Below are 16,408 nucleotides of genomic sequence, written 5' to 3'. Positions count from 1 at the left end.
GAGAGTCATTAACCCTCTTAAAAAACAAGCGCCCGAAAGCGCTTGTTGTTTTGTACGACTTAATTACTTGCCGAAGTGGATAACAGTACGAATACTCTTACCTTCGTGCATTAGGTCAAATGCTTCGTTAACTTGCTCAAGACCCATGGTGTGAGTGATAAAGTCATTTAACTTGAACTCACCAGCCATGTAACGCTCGACGTATTCAGGTAGTTCAGAGCGGCCTTTAACGCCACCAAATGCACTGCCTTTCCAAACACGGCCAGTCACTAGTTGGAATGGACGAGTTGAGATCTCTTGCCCTGCACCCGCAACACCAATAACTACTGACTCACCCCAACCTTTATGGCAGCACTCTAATGCGCTACGCATCACATGTACGTTACCGATACACTCGAATGAGTAATCTACGCCGCCGTCAGTTAGCTCAACAATTACGTCTTGGATTGGCTTGTCGTAATCTTTAGGGTTGATGCAATCAGTTGCACCCAACTTACGTGCTAGGTCGAACTTACTTTCGTTAATGTCGATAGCGATGATGCGTGAAGCTTTAGCCATTGCCGCGCCGATAACCGCTGACAGACCAATACCACCCATACCGAAGATTGCAACCGTTGCACCCTCTTCTACTTTCGCGGTGTTCATTACCGCGCCCATACCGGTTGTTACACCACAACCTAGTAGACACACTTCTTCAAGCGGTGCTTCAGGGTTAACTTTCGCTAGAGAGATCTCAGGTAATACTGTGTACTCTGAGAAAGTTGATGTGCCCATGTAATGGAAAATATCAACACCATCTTTAGAGAAACGTGTGGTGCCATCAGGCATCAAACCTTTACCTTGAGTTTCACGAATTTTTTGACAAAGGTTAGTCTTACCAGACTTACAGAATTTACATTCACCACACTCAGGAGTGTAAAGTGGGATAACGTGGTCACCAACTTGAACGCTAGTTACGCCCTCACCGATTGACTCAACAATACCACCGCCTTCATGACCAAGAATACAAGGGAAGATACCTTCAGGATCATCGCCTGATAATGTAAATGCGTCAGTGTGGCATACACCAGTGGCGATCATTTTAACGCGCACTTCACCTTTTTGTGGTGGCATTACATCTACGATTTCCATAGATAGTGGTTGACCAACGGCCCAAGCTACTGCGGCTTTTGATTTGATTGTTTGTGCTGTCATCTTGTATTCCTACTCTTAATAAACTTTATATACGGTGGTTCACCGCAGTGGGTATGGAAAGATTATAACTACCTGTTTGACATTGATAATCCCATCAATAGGTAATTTACCTTTACCATATGGTAATAATCTTTTAAAAATGGCTTCATTATTTACATGAAGCACTTTATGTGGCTCGAGCTAAACCCAAGCCGCTTAGTTAATTAATTGCGACTGATTTTCTATCGTGTAAGCATTAGCGCAGTTGGCTATCTTTACTACCACGACGATTAAATAGATGTTGTTTAGCCTGTTGGTTATCAATTTCATTTTGACAACTAATACAGAGCCGAACGCCTATAACTGCATTGCGTCTTGCCTCTGGGATCGGCTCACCACACTCTTCACAATGCAGCAAACTAATACCATTGCGTAGTCGACTTCTTGCCTCGGCTACTGCGTCCTCAACACTACTGTCAATTTGGTCTTGCACTGCACCATCTCTAGACCATCCACCCGCCATATTGATACCTCTGCATGACAATTGTGTTGCCCAATAAATGATAAGGAGAAATGACCCGTACAATTAGCAGTCATTAACCTATAGTTGAAGTCTGCTCTTTAGTCGACATTGGCTGAAGATGCATGAGTGATTAAAGCGGATTATCTGTATCAATCAGCAGCACTCGACTCGATGGATGTATTATATTTATTTCAACAAGGATGATAATTGGCTAAATATGCAAATATCTTTTACCATACAGTAAAAATAGTTTATTCAATCCTTATAAGGAAATAGCATGTTTAATTGGGAGGGTGTCAGTGAGTTTGTTGCTGTAGCCGAAGCAGAAAGCTTTACTAAAGCATCGCAGCGATTAGGCATTTCGACAGCACAAGTCAGCCGCCAAATCAGTGCGCTGGAAACCAGACTCGCGTCTAAGCTGTTTCATCGAACCACCCGCAAAGTATCGGTTACAGAAGTAGGCCGCATCTATTATCAACATTGTCGCCAAGTATTAGATGGTTTAGAAGAGGCCGAGCGTGCGATTACCAATTTGCAGACCAGCCCACGTGGACTACTGAAGCTCACCGCGCCTGTCACTTATGGTGAAATGACGATAGCACCATTAATTAATAACTTTGCAGCGCTCTACCCCGAGCTTGAGGTGAAGCTTAATCTCACTAATCAAAAGTTAGACTTAGTTGATGAAGGTTACGATCTGGCCATTCGACTTGGGCATCTAGAAGATTCCAGCATGATGGCCAAAAAGCTTAGCAGTCGTACCCAATATGTTTGTGCATCACCTAGCTATATATCTACTTATGGCATTCCACATTCATTATCAGAGCTTGATCAACACAACTGCTTAATTGGCACCATGGATTATTGGCGCTTTCAGGAGAATGGCAAAGCCCGTAATGTTCGGGTCAAAGGCAGCTTGAGCTGTAATAGTGGTCATGCATTAGTAGATGCGGCCATAAAAGGCATAGGCATAGTGCAGCTGCCAGATTATTACGTGCAGCCTTTTATTGAAGCAGGAGAGCTCACCCCATTGCTGGAACAGAACCGTCAACCTGAGGAAGGGATTTGGGCGCTGTATCCGCAAAATCGTCACCTTTCACCTAAGGTGCGTATGCTGTTAGATCATCTAACAGCAGGACTAAAGACCGCATAACTCGCAATAAACATGGCCTATAACACTCGTAATAGGCCATTTAAGACCCTGGCGAAGAAAGTTAAACAACATATCTATTAATAACCTATCTAGAACCCACCTTTTATTATTACCTATAGGTAAAAGTAATTTGCATTTTTAGCTAATTGTTCCAAATACGACGATAACTATAATAAGCGCCATCTAATAGCCCTGCACTCGGTCATACCTTTCGTATCCCCATTCAGTTCCAAGGCTCATTTCAATTTTCAAATTATGTCTGCATCTGTCGATGCACAGAGGAATTATTATGTCTCGTATTGTTATTGTTGGCGGTGGCGCTGCAGGTCTTGAAATCGCCAGCATGCTAGGTCGTAGTGTGAATAGCCAAGATGAAGTTATTCTGGTTGAGGGTGAAACTCATCACTACTGGAAGCCACGCTTTCACGAAATCGCCGCAGGGACTTTTGACAGCGATCTCGACACTATCTGTTATTTCAGCCACGGCGCTAAAAATGGCTATATGCATTACCAAGCTTGGATGACCGATGTTAATCGAGCAGCTAAGCAGCTAGTCGTACGTAAGCCTAACGGTGAAACTGATACGCTAGCTTACGATTACCTGATTATTGCCATCGGCGCGATCAGTAATGACTTTGCCACCCAAGGTGCAAAAGAGCATTGCTTGTTCTTAGATACACCAGAGCAGGCGCGCGATAGCTGGCACCAAATCAGTTCATTACTGCGCTCAGGTAAAGATTGCACTGTTAATATCGTCGGTGCGGGTGCAACTGGTTTAGAGCTTGCTGCAGAACTTGCTAAGGTCAGCGCTGAGCTAAGCGAAAACCCTTATGCAGCATGGCTTAACATTAACTTGATTGAAGCGGCCGATAGAGTACTCCCCAACGGTCCAGTGAAAATGTCTGAACAAGCTTTATTAAGACTTGAGAAGTATCAAATCAATGTGATGCTTAATACTCGTATTGCCAGTGTTGAAGCGGATCGTATGACCACCAGCGACGGCCAAGTGCTTAATGCCGATGTACAATTTTGGGCTGCTGGGATTAAAGCACCTGACTGGCTCAAAGAAATTGGCGGATTGCAAAGTAATTCTCTTAACCAATTAGTGGTTGAACAAACACTAGCAACCACATTTGATTCAGCTATTTTTGCGCTGGGTGATTGCGCCGCCATTCCACAAGCAGATGGCAGCCAAGTCCCACCCAAGGCGCAAGCAGCTAATCGCGCAGCAGTGCATTTGGCTAAAAACTTAGTCGCCCATTTAAAGGGCAAGCCACTCAAGCCGTTTGTTTACAACGATGGCGGCATGGTGGTTGCGATTGGGCATAACTTTGCCATTAGCACCATGATGAACGATAGATTGATCTTAAAGGGCCGTTTAGTCCGCCGCCTATATGATACGATTTTCCGTTTACATCAAAAAACCGTCAGTGGCTATTTAGCTATGTCACGTTTGATTATTTTCAAACGCTTAAAATGTTTGTTTAAGCCTGCATAATAAGCAAAGTACCGATAAAGCCCATTTACTTAGCTGTAGATGGGCTTTTTTATTCATGCCTCTTCTCTCTGGTTCATGTCGCAACAAGGCTTTTATCACCAAGCATTAAGCTTGCTTGCATTTAATCGTTAAACAGCAAAACTGTTATATTAGCAACAGATGTGCTAAATTTATTCACTAAAAAACAACCCTGTATCAACATATAAACCCAATATATATGGCTTATGGGGTTGTCAGTCACTGTAATTAAAGCACTACCTTCAACTTGTACTCTAGCAGCAGCTAGGTAATCAAAAGGCTCGTGCATTCAAGGTATCTAACCTCTGCATGGAGTCTCTTATGATGTATTTACTCTTCAATGTAAGCCTATCCCTTTCGCTCAACTCGATCTAGACCTCAAAAAGCACTAGCTAAGCGTTTGCTTTCATAACGCATATCTTGGTTATGTTTTTACAAAAGATCCGCAATCAATACCAATAAACTCAATCCATAAGGATAAATGATGATTCGCCAAACACTTGCAGCCTCATGTATCACCCTTGCACTTTCTGCTAATGCAAACGCCACCCCAATAGATGAGGAACTGGCAGCGCTAAAGGCTCGTATCGAGCAACTTGAATCTCAACAGCAACAAGCGAGAGAGAAAGAAGAACAAGCCAAACAGCAAGCGGCTACTGAAGAGCAAAAGTCAGCTGAGAGTTCGTTAAAGTTTGGCGGCGCTGTACGTGTAAATTATTCTTATGAAGACTTTGATGACGATAATGCAGATCGCGGTGGTGACTTTGATTTTGACCTGTTTCGTATCGATGTATCAGGTAATTACCAAGATTTGATTTTTTCAGCTCAATACCGCTGGTTTGAGTATATGAATGTCATTCAGCATGCGTGGATTGGCTATAATTTTGATGAGCAACAACAAGCAAAAATCGGTGTCACTCAAGTGCCTTTTGGTATCTTAACTTACGCATCAAATAACTACTTTTTCAGCTCTAACTTCTATCTCGGGCTTGAAGATGACCATGATATGGGTCTGAACTACACCTACAAAGGTGATAATAACCAATTTGATTTCGCCTTCTACAAAAATGATGAACAAGGCGGCCTCGATGGTTTCGTGTCTGACCGTACCGACCGTTACGCCTATGACGTAGTCGGAATTCGCTTAGATGGAGAAGATGCTTATGATGCTCCAAGTGCTGGTTACGCAGCAGGAGAGGTCAATACCTTCAATGCTCGCTATGCGCATAACTTTGTATTTAACGACATAAACCTTGAGCTAGGCGCATCGATTCAAGCCGGCCAATTAGAAATTGAAAATGGCACCGATGGAGATAATGTCGCGGCAGCTATCCATGGCGTTGTTAACTATGACCGTTGGAACGTCAAGCTACAGATGACTGATTACAAGTACGATGTTGATGGCATGGATGTGGATCGTATTGTGGTTGCAGCTTATCACTTTTATGATTCTATCCCAGCTGAAGCAACCACATACATTGCCAATGTCGCTTATAGCTTGCCTGTTGATATTGGTCCAATATCCAGCCTGACCTTCTATAACGATTACTCCCTAGTCACCGATAAGCCCGCCGCTATGGAAGACACTTTTATGAACGTCACCGGTATGGCGGTTTCTGCTGGCGGTCTTTACACCTACTTTGATTTTGTCGTGGCAGAAAATCAGCCCTTTATTGGTGGCACCATGGTAGGTGACGGTGATACCAACAAACGCTTTAATATTAACTTTGGCTATTATTTCTAACATCTTAGTTAGCCACTATGCCATTGCTCATTGCTCATTGCTCATTGCTCATTGCTCATTGAGCAATGGCATTTAAAGCTGAAGATAGGCAAATCTTAATCTGACAGAAAACAAAAAGCCGCATCTCTTTCGAGATGCGGCTTTTTGTTTGAATAGGTGAGTTGGCCGATAAGCCGGGTCCTGTCGTGGACAGTTATTCATCTAGGCCTGCAATCGCTCACAGGCTCAAGCGACCTACCCGGTCCCAACGCGAGCAGCGCCATACGGGACCCTATTTGGTCTTGCTTCGGGTAGAGTTTACCTTGCAACGGACTATTGCTAGCCGCCCGGTGCGCTCTTACCGCACCCTTTCACCCTTACCAATCCGAAGATTGGCGGTCTCCTCTCTGCTGCACTTGTCGTCGGTTCACACCGCCCAGGCGTTACCTGGTACCCTGCTCTTTGAAGCCCGGACTTTCCTCCCCGTTCTTGCGAACGCGGCAACTGTCTAGCCAACTCGGCGCGGATTATAGCCTAAGCACAAGCAACAAACCAAGGACTTTCATACATAGTATTAATTAGAAGCCAATCTATTAGATATAGCGCCACTAATTCATTTTCCTACGGACTAAATCTATGATCTAACTACAAGTCCAAAAGTACAAGTTTTAGCTAAAACAAAGCTTCAGTATTAAAGCCCGATAGATAGACCATGCTTATAAAGCGCATTCTTCTTAATATCGTAAATTTGACCGGCAACTGCTGCAGCTTTTTTCAAAGGCAACTCTTCACACAACAATTTAAGGGTATTGATTACCGTTGGTGAAAACTCTGACTCTTCATCGCTACGGTGACCATGACACATCAACACGATTTCACCGCGCTGCTGGTTTGTATCATCCTTAACCGTTTGCAAAACTTCAGCCGCTGGACCAGACAAAAAGGTCTCGAATGTTTTAGTCACTTCACGAGCCATAACTATTTCGCGATCGCCGCCTAAAGCTGCCACTAAAGATTCTAAGCTATGCACAATACGATGTGGTGACTCATAAAAGATTAATGTACGAGGGTCATCTTTAAGGGCGGTTAATTTATCTAATCTTGCTTTCTCTTTTGACGGTAAAAAACCTTCAAATGAAAAACGATCAGAAGGTAAGCCTGAAGCACTTAACGCTGTAATTGCCGCACATGGACCCGGCAATGGGATCACATTAAAGCCTGCTTCGCGCACTTGCTTAACCAAGTGGTAGCCAGGGTCTGAAATCAATGGTGTGCCGGCATCAGAGATAAGCGCGACAGCTTCACCATTACCGAGCTTTTGAATAATCCACTGCGCTCTATCACGTTCATTATGATCGTGTAGCGCTGTTTTACGGGTTTCAATACCGAAATGACTAAGTAATTTGCCACTATGACGGGTGTCTTCGCAGGCGATAAGCGATACTTGATTAAGTACCTCTATTGCGCGGCTACTGATGTCCCCTAAATTCCCAATTGGTGTGGGAACAATATAAAGCGCGACCGACAGGTCCATATCTACCTCTGTATTGAGTATTGGCAAGAGTTTCTAACAAGACTTTCGCCAAGCGGAAGAGCAGGTTAAACTAATAGCAGCATCTTACCAGAGTGAAGACCCGTGTTAAAAAGACTGAATACAACAAAATTTATTTCTATCGCAATTTTATCTGCGGTTTTGTTCGGTTGCGGCACGACTTCTGCGCCGGTAAAGACTGAAAAGACTGAAGTTTCTTTGTCATCGGTAACAATGGCATCATCACAATACTTCGCGCTTGCAGCTAGCGAAAAAAATAAAGAAACTCGCGATAAATATGTTTTGCTCGCCGCTCATGCCTTTATTAATGAAGGTAACGCCGGCGCAGCAGATAAAGCTTTGAAATCAATTGCGCACGATATTACTCAAAAACCTGAGCTATTGGCTGAGCATATTTACCTTTCAGCTCGCGTTTTAGAGATGACTTCAACCTATGATCATGCTCTAAAAACACTAAACTACCCTAACAACTGGACATTACCGAATTGGCAATGGGTGAGTTATTACCAATTAAAGGCGCATCTTTATCAGCTAATTAATCAGCCAATCGAGCAAGTAAGACAGTTAAGTCTGCTGAGCAAATACTTGCCTGCATCTCAAGCACATGAAGTTAACGATACTATTTGGCGTTCTTTACAGCCAATTAATGAGCAAACGCTACTTAGCTTTAAAGACGATAGCAGCAATCCTATTTTTGCGGGATGGATACAGCTCGCTTATATCGCTAAACATTACGCGGTCGATCCTAACGATTTAGTGCGTCACCTAGGAAGTTGGCAGCAACTGAATCCCAATCACCCTGCAGCTGCAAAGCTACCCACTGATTTAGAAAAAGCACTGAATACTCAGCCGTATCAACCAAAGAATATCGCAGTACTGCTGCCGTTAACTGGCCCTAGAGCGACTATTGCCAACACTGTAAAGCAAGGCATTATCGCTAATTACATGGCAACAGCTGACGACAGCGTAACACTAAACTTTTTTGATACTGCTACTGGTGCGCAAGCTGCTTACCAGCAAGCCGTTACCGCTGGTGCAGAGTTTATTATTGGCCCTTTGCTACAATCAGAAGTTGAGCAATTACAAAGCATGACGCCAACTGCTACCGTGTCGCCAACGAGTCCTTCAGCTCCAATCGCGCCCGTTGCTAATAAAACCATTCCACAGTTGTATTTAAACCACATAGATACTTTTACCACTGATCCTGATAAGTTTTTCTTTGCATTATCACCAACTGACGAAGCCATTGATGCTGCGCAGCGTTTATACAACGACGGTATAACTCAGCCACTGTTGTTAGTAAGCAACGACGCTGTTGGTCGCCGCATGGCCGAAAGTTTTAATAAGGCATGGCAAACCCTAACAAACGAACCTGCTGAAATTCATTACTATGATGGCGGTGACAAGATGAAAGTCACTGTGCAAAAAGCTTTGGGAGTTATCGACAGTAAAGAACGTATCGCCCGTATTAAAGCTATTTTAACACCTAAAATTGAAGCCGATTTTCGCTCTCGCCGCGATATTGATGCTATTTATATGATCTCTGCGAGCAAAGATTTAGCGCTATTAAAGCCTTTTATTGACGTTAACTTTAGCGTGTTTGCAGAGCCGGTACCGCTTTACACCACTAGTCGTAGCAGAGTTGAAGGCAATAACCGTGAAACAGCTGAAGAGTTAAATAACCTCACTATTAGTGATATACCGTGGTTAATCGCACCTAACACCGAAACTCGAATGGTTAATAATTTATGGCCAAACTGGAGTAATGGTCGTAAGCGTCTGTTTATTATGGGCTATGATGCACTAGATTTAGTCGGTAAGTTGGCACAAATGCGCGCACTACCAGGCTATCAGTTTAGTGGTCGCAGTGGCTTATTATCGGTACAGCCGGATGGCACCTTAAACCGTCAGCTGAGCTGGGGACGTTACCAAAGAGGCAACTTACGTCCGCTGTAAAGTCGATATATAATGCCTTTAGCCTTATTTACAGTTAAATTAGCTGAGGTAAATAGTCGCGGCTAATACTTTAAGATATAGTCAAATTTAAGCTACAAGGATGAGCGGATTTGATGGCAAACACCAATAATCAAGGACAAATTGCCGAATATAAAGCACGGCAATATTTGGAACAACAGGGCCTAAGTTTTGTCGAACAAAACGTAAGATACCGTTTTGGTGAAATCGACATAATCATGAAAGATGGCAAGGATTGGGTCTTTGTTGAGGTAAAATACCGCTCTCCATCGCGTTATGGTGGTGCAGTGAATGCGTTAAGCACCGCACAAACCCAGCGCATAAGAAAAGCGGCTAGCCATTACATACAAATAAATCGAATTGACGCGATATGTCGGTTCGATGTCATTGCGGCCGATCCCAATGGGATCCAATGGATCCGCGATGCCTTTTAAACAGTTTAATTTTCATATGCTCTTACCTTTTAATAATGAGCATAATAAACATAGGGTTTATCCATGTTAGAACGCATTAAAGACAGCTTTACAGAGTCAATTCAAACTAAGATTGATGCTTCTGAAGCACTACCTGAGTCAATTGCTAAAGCGGCAGAAATGATGGTGCACTGCCTATTAAGCGGTAATAAAATTTTGGCCTGTGGTAATGGTGGTAGCGCAGGTGATGCTCAGCATTTTTCTGCTGAACTATTAAACCGCTATGAAATTGAGCGTCCACCACTACCTGCAATTGCATTGAGTTGTGACACCTCAACGATCACAGCGATTGCCAACGATTATAGCTATGACGAAATCTTCTCAAAGCAGATTATGGCCCTTGGTCAACCAGGTGACATCTTATTAGCAATCTCGACCAGCGGTAACTCTGGCAACGTGATTAAAGCGATGGAAGCAGCATTAAGCCGTGATATGACGATTGTGTCACTAACCGGTAAAGACGGCGGCGCTATGGCTGGCCTGCTAAGTGTGAATGACGTTGAAATCCGTGTACCTTCAAACGTGACTGCACGTATTCAAGAAGTACACTTACTAGCGATTCACTGCCTATGTGACAACATCGACCGCACGTTATTCCCGCAGGACGAACAGGCATGAGATCACTGCTCCCATTAATCGCTATTGTGTTAATGCTGCAAGGCTGCGCAGGGGCCGTTATGGTCGGCGCAGTTGGCGGGGCAATGATGGTTAATGACGAGCGCAGCTTTAAGACTCAAATTGACGATACCAACGCTGACTTTAATATTTCAAGTGCGTTAGCATCTCATGATGACTTAAAGAATCAGGCGAATATTAGCGGCATAGTCATGAATACCAATGTATTGATGATAGGACAAGCGCCTAACTCTATGCTGCGTGATAAAGCGATTCGCACGGTTAAAGAACTCAAGATTGGCGGTAAGATCCACAATCAAATCCGCATAGGTAACCCAACCTCGTTTACCACTCGCAGCAACGACACTTGGATCACCACTAAGGTGAAAGGTCGTATGTTGAATGAGAGTGGCTTAGACGTCACTAACATTAAAGTGGTAACAGAAAACGGCGAGGTATTTTTAATCGGTTACGTTGAGCGCGAGCAAGCCGACTTAGCGGTCGAGGTCGCGCGCAATACCGCAGGAGTGCGTAAAGTTATTAAGGTGTTTGAATACGTCGACGCTTAATCAGCATTCTCTGCCTAACTAAAGAATCATCCAGCTTTTGGCTCGATGATTTTTTTGGCCTGAAATTCACCATCTTTGCTGATACCCAAGGAATGATTAATGATGGCAGCACAATAAACCCTGCACCTACCCAGCTTAAGCCATCTAACCACTCATCAAATAGCAACCAACCAAACAATACGCAAAACAGCAACCCAGTGTATTCAGCTATCGCAACTTTGCTCGCTTCAGCCTTACGGTAAGCCAATACGCATGCCCAATGATAAGCAAGCAAAAAGCTATTACTTAACGCAGCCATTCCGACCAACTCCCAGCTCACGCCCTCTAAGCCTTGTACTAACACCATAACCAATGTCAGTGGAATACTTAACAGGTTATAAAGCATGAGTGTCACACTTGGGTTTTCGGTATCAGGCAGCTTACGCAGTGCTAACTGATTCAGTGCGAAGGTAAAGGCTGAAAGTAATACTGCAATACCAAACCAATTAATTTCACTTGGGCGCAGTAAGATTAGAATGCCAATGAATCCCAAAATAGTCGCTAACCACTGAGTCAACGTGACCTTTTCTTTAAGAAACACAGCGCCCATTAGCACTATCATCAAAGGTGCAGAAAAGAACAACGAACTCACCGTTGCCATTGGCAATGCCATGAGCCCCATAATCAAACATACCGCGCCTAAAGCACCGGTATTAGAGCGAAAAAAGTGAACTTTAAGGTGACGAGTTGTCGGCCTTTTAGCATAAATCCACAAAGGTAATAGCATCAATACCGATACCAGTTGGCGGATAAACAAAAACGTCGCCGCATTACTTCCTTCTGGAAGCCATTTGATCGAAACATCATACAGCGCGCTAAAAAGGTTACCGAATACGAGTATCGCCATGGCAATCATGACATTAGATTTCATTTGTTTTTCACCATACAACTGAATATGCGCGCATGATATGCCTGCATCAAAACAAACTAAAATGATGTTTTTTATCAATGTATGAATTAAATTAATACTATGATGTAAATCACCGACTGAATTCATAGATAGAGCAAAGCTTAATGCGCAAACTCCCACCACTCAGAGCCTTACAAGTATTTGAAGCAGCAGCGAGGCAGTCCCACTTTTCACGAGCTGCGGCAGAATTATGCATCACTCAAAGTGCGGTTTCCCATCAAGTTAAACAACTTGAAGAGCACTATGGCGAGCGACTATTTAAGCGTGAGGGACGCCACCTACGACTGACTAGCAAAGGCGAGTTGCTATATAAAGAGCTAGAACGGATCTTTAACGAACTGAGCGACTTAAGCATGCAGATAAGTGGTGACAGCAATGATCAGCTGCGCCTTGCGGTATACAGTTCATTTGCGATTAAATGGTTGATCCCCAGACTCAGTGATTTTAGGCGTCAGCATCCACAAATTAAAATTAGACTGGATATGATCGCTGCGGACCCAGAACTCAGTGACAATGTCGCAGATATGTTTATCACAGGGCAAAGTGGTCAACTTGGCTACCATCATCATCTACTGCATAAAGAACGCCTCATTGCCGTTATCAGCCCTAGCCTGCTATCTTTTGAGCTCAGTGCACAGCAAATCTTAGCCTCACAACCACTATTAACGGTCGATGAAGGGCCTTTAGGTTTAGATTGGAATAGATGGTTTGTAGCCAATAATCAGCAATTACCCGCCACGCAGCAACAGCATATTTTTAGCCATGTATTAATGGCAATTGAAGCGGCTATCGCAGGTCAAGGGGTTGCGCTTGCATCGGATTTTATGGTGCAGGCCGATATTGAAAAGGGCTTATTAGTTGAGCTCGATCTACCGGATATGTTGACGGGGTTTGAGTTCTATTTCAGTTGCAAACAACGTCGCCTTAAGGAACCTGCTATTGCAGCCTTTGTGACCTGGCTAAGCCAACAATAAACATCTGATTTTTTTATATTTAATATTTTATAGCTAATAAAAAAGCCAGTGATAATCACTGGCTTTCTTGTCAAATCTTTAAGCTTAAACGATAAGACCAATCTTTTCGTAAACGCTCTTAATAGTGACTTCAGCACGTGCCTGTGCTTTTTCAGCACCTTGTTTCATTACTTGATTCAAGAATGCATGATCAGCACGGTACTCTTTAAAGCGCTGCTGCAGTGGCTCTAGCATACCCACAACGGCGTCGCCGGTTGCCACTTTTAAGTGACCATACATCTTGCCTTCAAATTCAGCTTCAAGGCTAGCAATCGATTGACCTGTACAACCAGACATTAGGCTTAGTAGGTTAGATACACCAGGTTTTTCAGCCACATCAAAACGCACGACTGGTGGCTCTTGGCCATCTGTCATCGCCTTCTTGATTTTTTTCATGATCGCTTTAGGATCTTCAAGCAAACCAATAACGTTATTACGGTTATCGTCAGACTTAGACATCTTCTTCAGCGGATCTTGTAGCGACATCACCTTAGCGCCGTGCTCAGGGATGAATGGCTCTGGGATCACAAAGGTGTCACCGTAAGCATTGTTAAAGCGTGTCGCGATGTCGCGAGTCAACTCTAAGTGTTGCTTTTGATCTTGTCCTACTGGGATTTCATTTGCTTGATAAAGCAAAATATCTGCAGCCATTAACACTGGGTAGCCAAATAGACCCACGTTAATGTTATTGGCATGCTTCTGCGATTTATCTTTAAACTGTGTCATACGGTTAAGCTCACCCATCTGGGTGTAACAGTTTAGCGCCCAACCTAGCTGTGTATGCTGCGGTACTTGAGACTGAATAAATACAGTGCTCTTCTTAGGGTCAACACCACAGGCTAAATACAGTGCTAGCGTATCAAGACACGCTTCACGTAATTTAACCGGATCTTGTCTGACAGTAATCGCATGCAGGTCAACGACGCAATAAAGGCAATCATGACTATCTTGCATTGCAACCCACTGACGTAACGCGCCCATATAGTTGCCGATGGTAAGCTCGCCTGATGGCTGTGCTCCGCTTAGAACTACTGGTTTCGTTAGGGGGGTCGTCATCTTGTTTATTGCTCCGTTGCGTTGTCGCGCAGTTCAAGTAGCGCGGTTATTTCACTAAATTGTTCACATACGGCATCAGGGCCGCTTAGCCCAATATCTTCACCGTAGTTATAGCCATAGGTCAAGCCCGCTGACGCTACCTTAGCCGCTTTTGCAGCTAAAATGTCATTCTTTGAGTCACCTACCATCAATAATTGCTCAACTTGCAGCTGCCACTCATGCAAAATGTGTTGTAGCGGCAAAGGATCAGGCTTCATCTTAGCTAATGAGTCGCCGCCAAGCACTATGCTAAAGTAACCGTCAATATTGAATGCTTTCAATAAAGGAATGGTAAATTCATATGGCTTATTGGTGACAATAGCCATTTGATATCCCGCTTGCTGCAACTGAGCTAACACAGCTTCAACATGAGGATAAAGCACACTATGTTGCTGCAGATTTTGTTTATAAAAATGCATAAAGCGCGGCATGGTATTTTGTAGCTGTTCTTCACTCACTTGAGTATCAAGCGCGAAAGTAAGCGCTCTGCGCATCAGCATCTCAGCACCATTACCCACCCAGCTACGAACCAAATCGTCGCTACACTGTGGTAGGTTCAACTCAGCAAGTGTTGCACGGGTAGCTGCTGCGAGATCCGGAACGCTATCAATTAGCGTTCCATCTAAGTCAAATGCTACGGCTTTAATTTGACTAAACGTGCTCATTGGCTAGGCCTCTACAGTCGCTAATTCACTGCGCATTTCATCAATAACCGCTTTGTAATCTGGTTTATTGAAAATGGCTGAACCAGCAACAAACATGTCTGCACCCGCAGCCGCGATTTCCGCAATATTGTCGACTTTTACGCCGCCATCAACTTGCAAACGAATGTCATACCCGCTGTCGTCAATCAACTTACGAACTTGACGTAGCTTATCTAGAGTCGATGGGATAAATGACTGACCGCCGAACCCAGGATTGACCGACATCAATAAAATGACGTCAAGCTTATCCATCACGTGGTCTAGGTAATGTAATGGCGTAGCAGGGTTAAACACTAGGCCCGCTTTACAACCTGCCTCTTTGATAAGTTGCAAAGTACGGTCAACATGCTCAGACGCTTCAGGGTGGAAAGTAATAATCGAAGCGCCTGCGTCGGCAAAGTCAGGAATAATACGATCAACTGGCTTTACCATTAAGTGCACATCAATATCAGCAGTTACACCGTAATTGCGCAATGCTTGGCAAACCATTGGGCCAATAGTTAGGTTAGGCACGTAATGGTTATCCATCACATCAAAATGAACTACATCAGCCCCCGCATTTAATACGGCATCGACATCTTCACCTAGACGCGCAAAATCGGCAGATAAAATAGAAGGAGCAATCAAAAATGGACGCATAACGAACTCACCTAAATGTTTAAGAAGTACGCCATTCTACCTGCTGTAGACTTAGCCCTCCACTCTCAAGCCCCCATTTCAACTAAATTGAGTCGATAAAATAATTCAACCAATCAGTAAATTAGAATTTACAAGTAAAAAATGTTTAAAATATAGCCACATTTGCTATAATACTGCGACAAGTAATATAAGGAGGCGTGATGAAAGGATTATTTCAGAATACAGCAATAGCAAAGTCTGCTGCTATTCTTGCGCTAACTTGCACTGCAATCACAAGTTTTGCATTGTCTTCAGATCGTGAAGAAAACACCGCCAATGCGGCATGTGTTTGTGATGACCCGCAAAGCCAATACAACCCAAGTCTTCCAGCAAGCCACCCGAGTAACCGCTGCGCCAGCCAATCCACTGATTTAAGCTGGAAAAGTTGGTTAACAGGTGAAAGTCAAACAAATCAATTGCATTTCATCGATCTGTTTGAACTGCTCTATGGTCATGAAAGTGCACCTATCAATAAAAGCTCACCGTTAAACAAATAGTTATCTTATGATACATCGATTTTGGCAGATATTTTTAAGTACTATTGCAGCATTTTTCGGCGTGCAAACTGAAAAGAACCGTCAACGGGACTTTCAAACGAAATCCCCAATTCCTTTCATTGTCATGGGGCTAATTTTGGCGTTTATATTTGTGGCTAGCTTACTGTTTATTGTTAAGCAAGTGCTCGTTTAGTTCAGCTT

General features: G+C 43.6%; 17 protein-coding genes and 1 other RNA gene. 10 read left to right on the top strand and 8 right to left on the bottom strand.

Translation table 11 applies throughout. The annotated features are described in order from the left end of the window. Positions 1–63: 63 nt before the first annotated feature. Entirely contained in the window at positions 64–1,194 is a 1,131-nt protein-coding gene (locus L2747_RS16105) for an S-(hydroxymethyl)glutathione dehydrogenase/class III alcohol dehydrogenase (protein WP_249000030.1), read from the bottom strand. 235 nt (positions 1,195–1,429) lie between these two features. Continuing rightward, complete coding sequence (locus L2747_RS16100) at positions 1,430–1,696, bottom strand: DksA/TraR family C4-type zinc finger protein (RefSeq protein ID WP_249000029.1); 267 nt, start codon at positions 1,694–1,696, stop codon at positions 1,430–1,432. A gap of 277 nt (positions 1,697–1,973) precedes the next feature. Here L2747_RS16100 and L2747_RS16095 point away from each other — a divergent pair, with 277 nt between their 5' ends. The 3 genes from L2747_RS16095 (at position 1,974) to L2747_RS16085 (ending at position 6,109) form a co-directional block, all read left to right on the top strand. Next, on the top strand, positions 1,974–2,849 hold the full coding sequence (locus L2747_RS16095; RefSeq protein ID WP_249000028.1) for a LysR family transcriptional regulator: 876 nt from the start codon (positions 1,974–1,976) through the stop codon (positions 2,847–2,849). A gap of 289 nt (positions 2,850–3,138) precedes the next feature. Continuing rightward, positions 3,139–4,347 carry an NAD(P)/FAD-dependent oxidoreductase gene (locus L2747_RS16090; protein ID WP_249000027.1) on the top strand — a complete coding sequence of 403 codons (1,209 nt, stop codon included), beginning with the start codon at positions 3,139–3,141 and terminating at the stop codon, positions 4,345–4,347. A gap of 502 nt (positions 4,348–4,849) precedes the next feature. Continuing rightward, the gene (locus L2747_RS16085) at positions 4,850–6,109 is read left to right on the top strand and encodes a cell envelope integrity TolA family protein (protein WP_249000026.1); all 1,260 of its coding nucleotides are present in this window, start codon (positions 4,850–4,852) and stop codon (positions 6,107–6,109) included. 153 nt (positions 6,110–6,262) lie between these two features. Here the strand turns inward: L2747_RS16085 and rnpB are convergent. Both rnpB and rsmI read right to left on the bottom strand, forming a co-directional pair. Beyond that, positions 6,263–6,608: RNase P RNA component class A (gene rnpB / locus L2747_RS16080), an RNA gene on the bottom strand. A 171-nt stretch (positions 6,609–6,779) separates the two neighbouring features. After that, on the bottom strand, positions 6,780–7,622 hold the full coding sequence (gene rsmI, locus L2747_RS16075) for a 16S rRNA (cytidine(1402)-2'-O)-methyltransferase (protein ID WP_249000025.1): 843 nt from the start codon (positions 7,620–7,622) through the stop codon (positions 6,780–6,782). Positions 7,623–7,724: 102 nt separating this feature from the next. On the opposite strand from rsmI, the gene L2747_RS16070 reads away from it, so the two are divergent. From L2747_RS16070 to L2747_RS16055, 4 genes are all read left to right on the top strand, one after another. After that, positions 7,725–9,596 carry a penicillin-binding protein activator gene (locus tag L2747_RS16070; protein WP_249000024.1) on the top strand — a complete coding sequence of 624 codons (1,872 nt, stop codon included), beginning with the start codon at positions 7,725–7,727 and terminating at the stop codon, positions 9,594–9,596. Positions 9,597–9,709: 113 nt separating this feature from the next. Further along, complete coding sequence (locus L2747_RS16065; RefSeq protein ID WP_249000023.1) at positions 9,710–10,048, top strand: YraN family protein; 339 nt, start codon at positions 9,710–9,712, stop codon at positions 10,046–10,048. A gap of 63 nt (positions 10,049–10,111) precedes the next feature. Further along, positions 10,112–10,705 (top strand): phosphoheptose isomerase, encoded by a 594-nt coding sequence (locus tag L2747_RS16060; RefSeq protein WP_202723307.1) that lies wholly within the window; start codon positions 10,112–10,114, stop codon positions 10,703–10,705. Continuing rightward, positions 10,702–11,271: a BON domain-containing protein gene (locus L2747_RS16055; RefSeq protein WP_220778468.1), complete on the top strand. Its 570-nt coding sequence runs from the start codon at positions 10,702–10,704 to the stop codon at positions 11,269–11,271. The genes L2747_RS16060 and L2747_RS16055 overlap by 4 nt, the downstream gene beginning before the upstream one ends. On the opposite strand, the gene L2747_RS16050 is transcribed toward L2747_RS16055, so the two are convergent. Next, on the bottom strand, positions 11,243–12,181 hold the full coding sequence (locus L2747_RS16050) for a DMT family transporter (protein ID WP_249000022.1): 939 nt from the start codon (positions 12,179–12,181) through the stop codon (positions 11,243–11,245). The genes L2747_RS16055 and L2747_RS16050 overlap by 29 nt on opposite strands. Positions 12,182–12,324: 143 nt before the next feature. Here L2747_RS16050 and L2747_RS16045 point away from each other — a divergent pair, with 143 nt between their 5' ends. Next, positions 12,325–13,194 (top strand): LysR substrate-binding domain-containing protein, encoded by an 870-nt coding sequence (locus tag L2747_RS16045; protein WP_249000021.1) that lies wholly within the window; start codon positions 12,325–12,327, stop codon positions 13,192–13,194. 84 nt (positions 13,195–13,278) lie between these two features. Here the strand turns inward: L2747_RS16045 and trpS are convergent, their stop codons facing one another. From trpS to rpe, 3 genes are read right to left on the bottom strand one after another with little or no spacing between them, the layout of a single operon-like run. Then, positions 13,279–14,289: a tryptophan--tRNA ligase gene (trpS, locus tag L2747_RS16040; RefSeq protein ID WP_249000020.1), complete on the bottom strand. Its 1,011-nt coding sequence runs from the start codon at positions 14,287–14,289 to the stop codon at positions 13,279–13,281. Positions 14,290–14,294: 5 nt separating this feature from the next. Further along, positions 14,295–14,993 (bottom strand): phosphoglycolate phosphatase, encoded by a 699-nt coding sequence (locus L2747_RS16035; RefSeq protein WP_249000019.1) that lies wholly within the window; start codon positions 14,991–14,993, stop codon positions 14,295–14,297. 3 nt (positions 14,994–14,996) lie between these two features. Then, a complete protein-coding gene (rpe, locus tag L2747_RS16030; RefSeq protein ID WP_249000018.1) occupies positions 14,997–15,671 on the bottom strand; it encodes a ribulose-phosphate 3-epimerase in 675 nt (224 codons plus the stop codon). Between the two features lie 200 nt (positions 15,672–15,871). Here rpe and L2747_RS16025 point away from each other — a divergent pair, with 200 nt between their 5' ends. Continuing rightward, positions 15,872–16,207, top strand: coding sequence for a hypothetical protein (locus L2747_RS16025; protein ID WP_249000017.1), 336 nt, complete (start codon positions 15,872–15,874; stop codon positions 16,205–16,207). Positions 16,208–16,214: 7 nt separating this feature from the next. Continuing rightward, entirely contained in the window at positions 16,215–16,400 is a 186-nt protein-coding gene (locus L2747_RS16020; RefSeq protein ID WP_249000016.1) for a DUF2970 domain-containing protein, read from the top strand. Positions 16,401–16,408 lie beyond the last annotated feature (8 nt).

The organism is Shewanella marinintestina (assembly GCF_023283845.1).
Lineage (GTDB): Bacteria > Pseudomonadota > Gammaproteobacteria > Enterobacterales > Shewanellaceae > Shewanella > Shewanella marinintestina.
The sequence above is the reverse complement of the archived record's forward strand: the minus strand, read 5'-3'. Positions and strand labels throughout refer to the sequence as shown.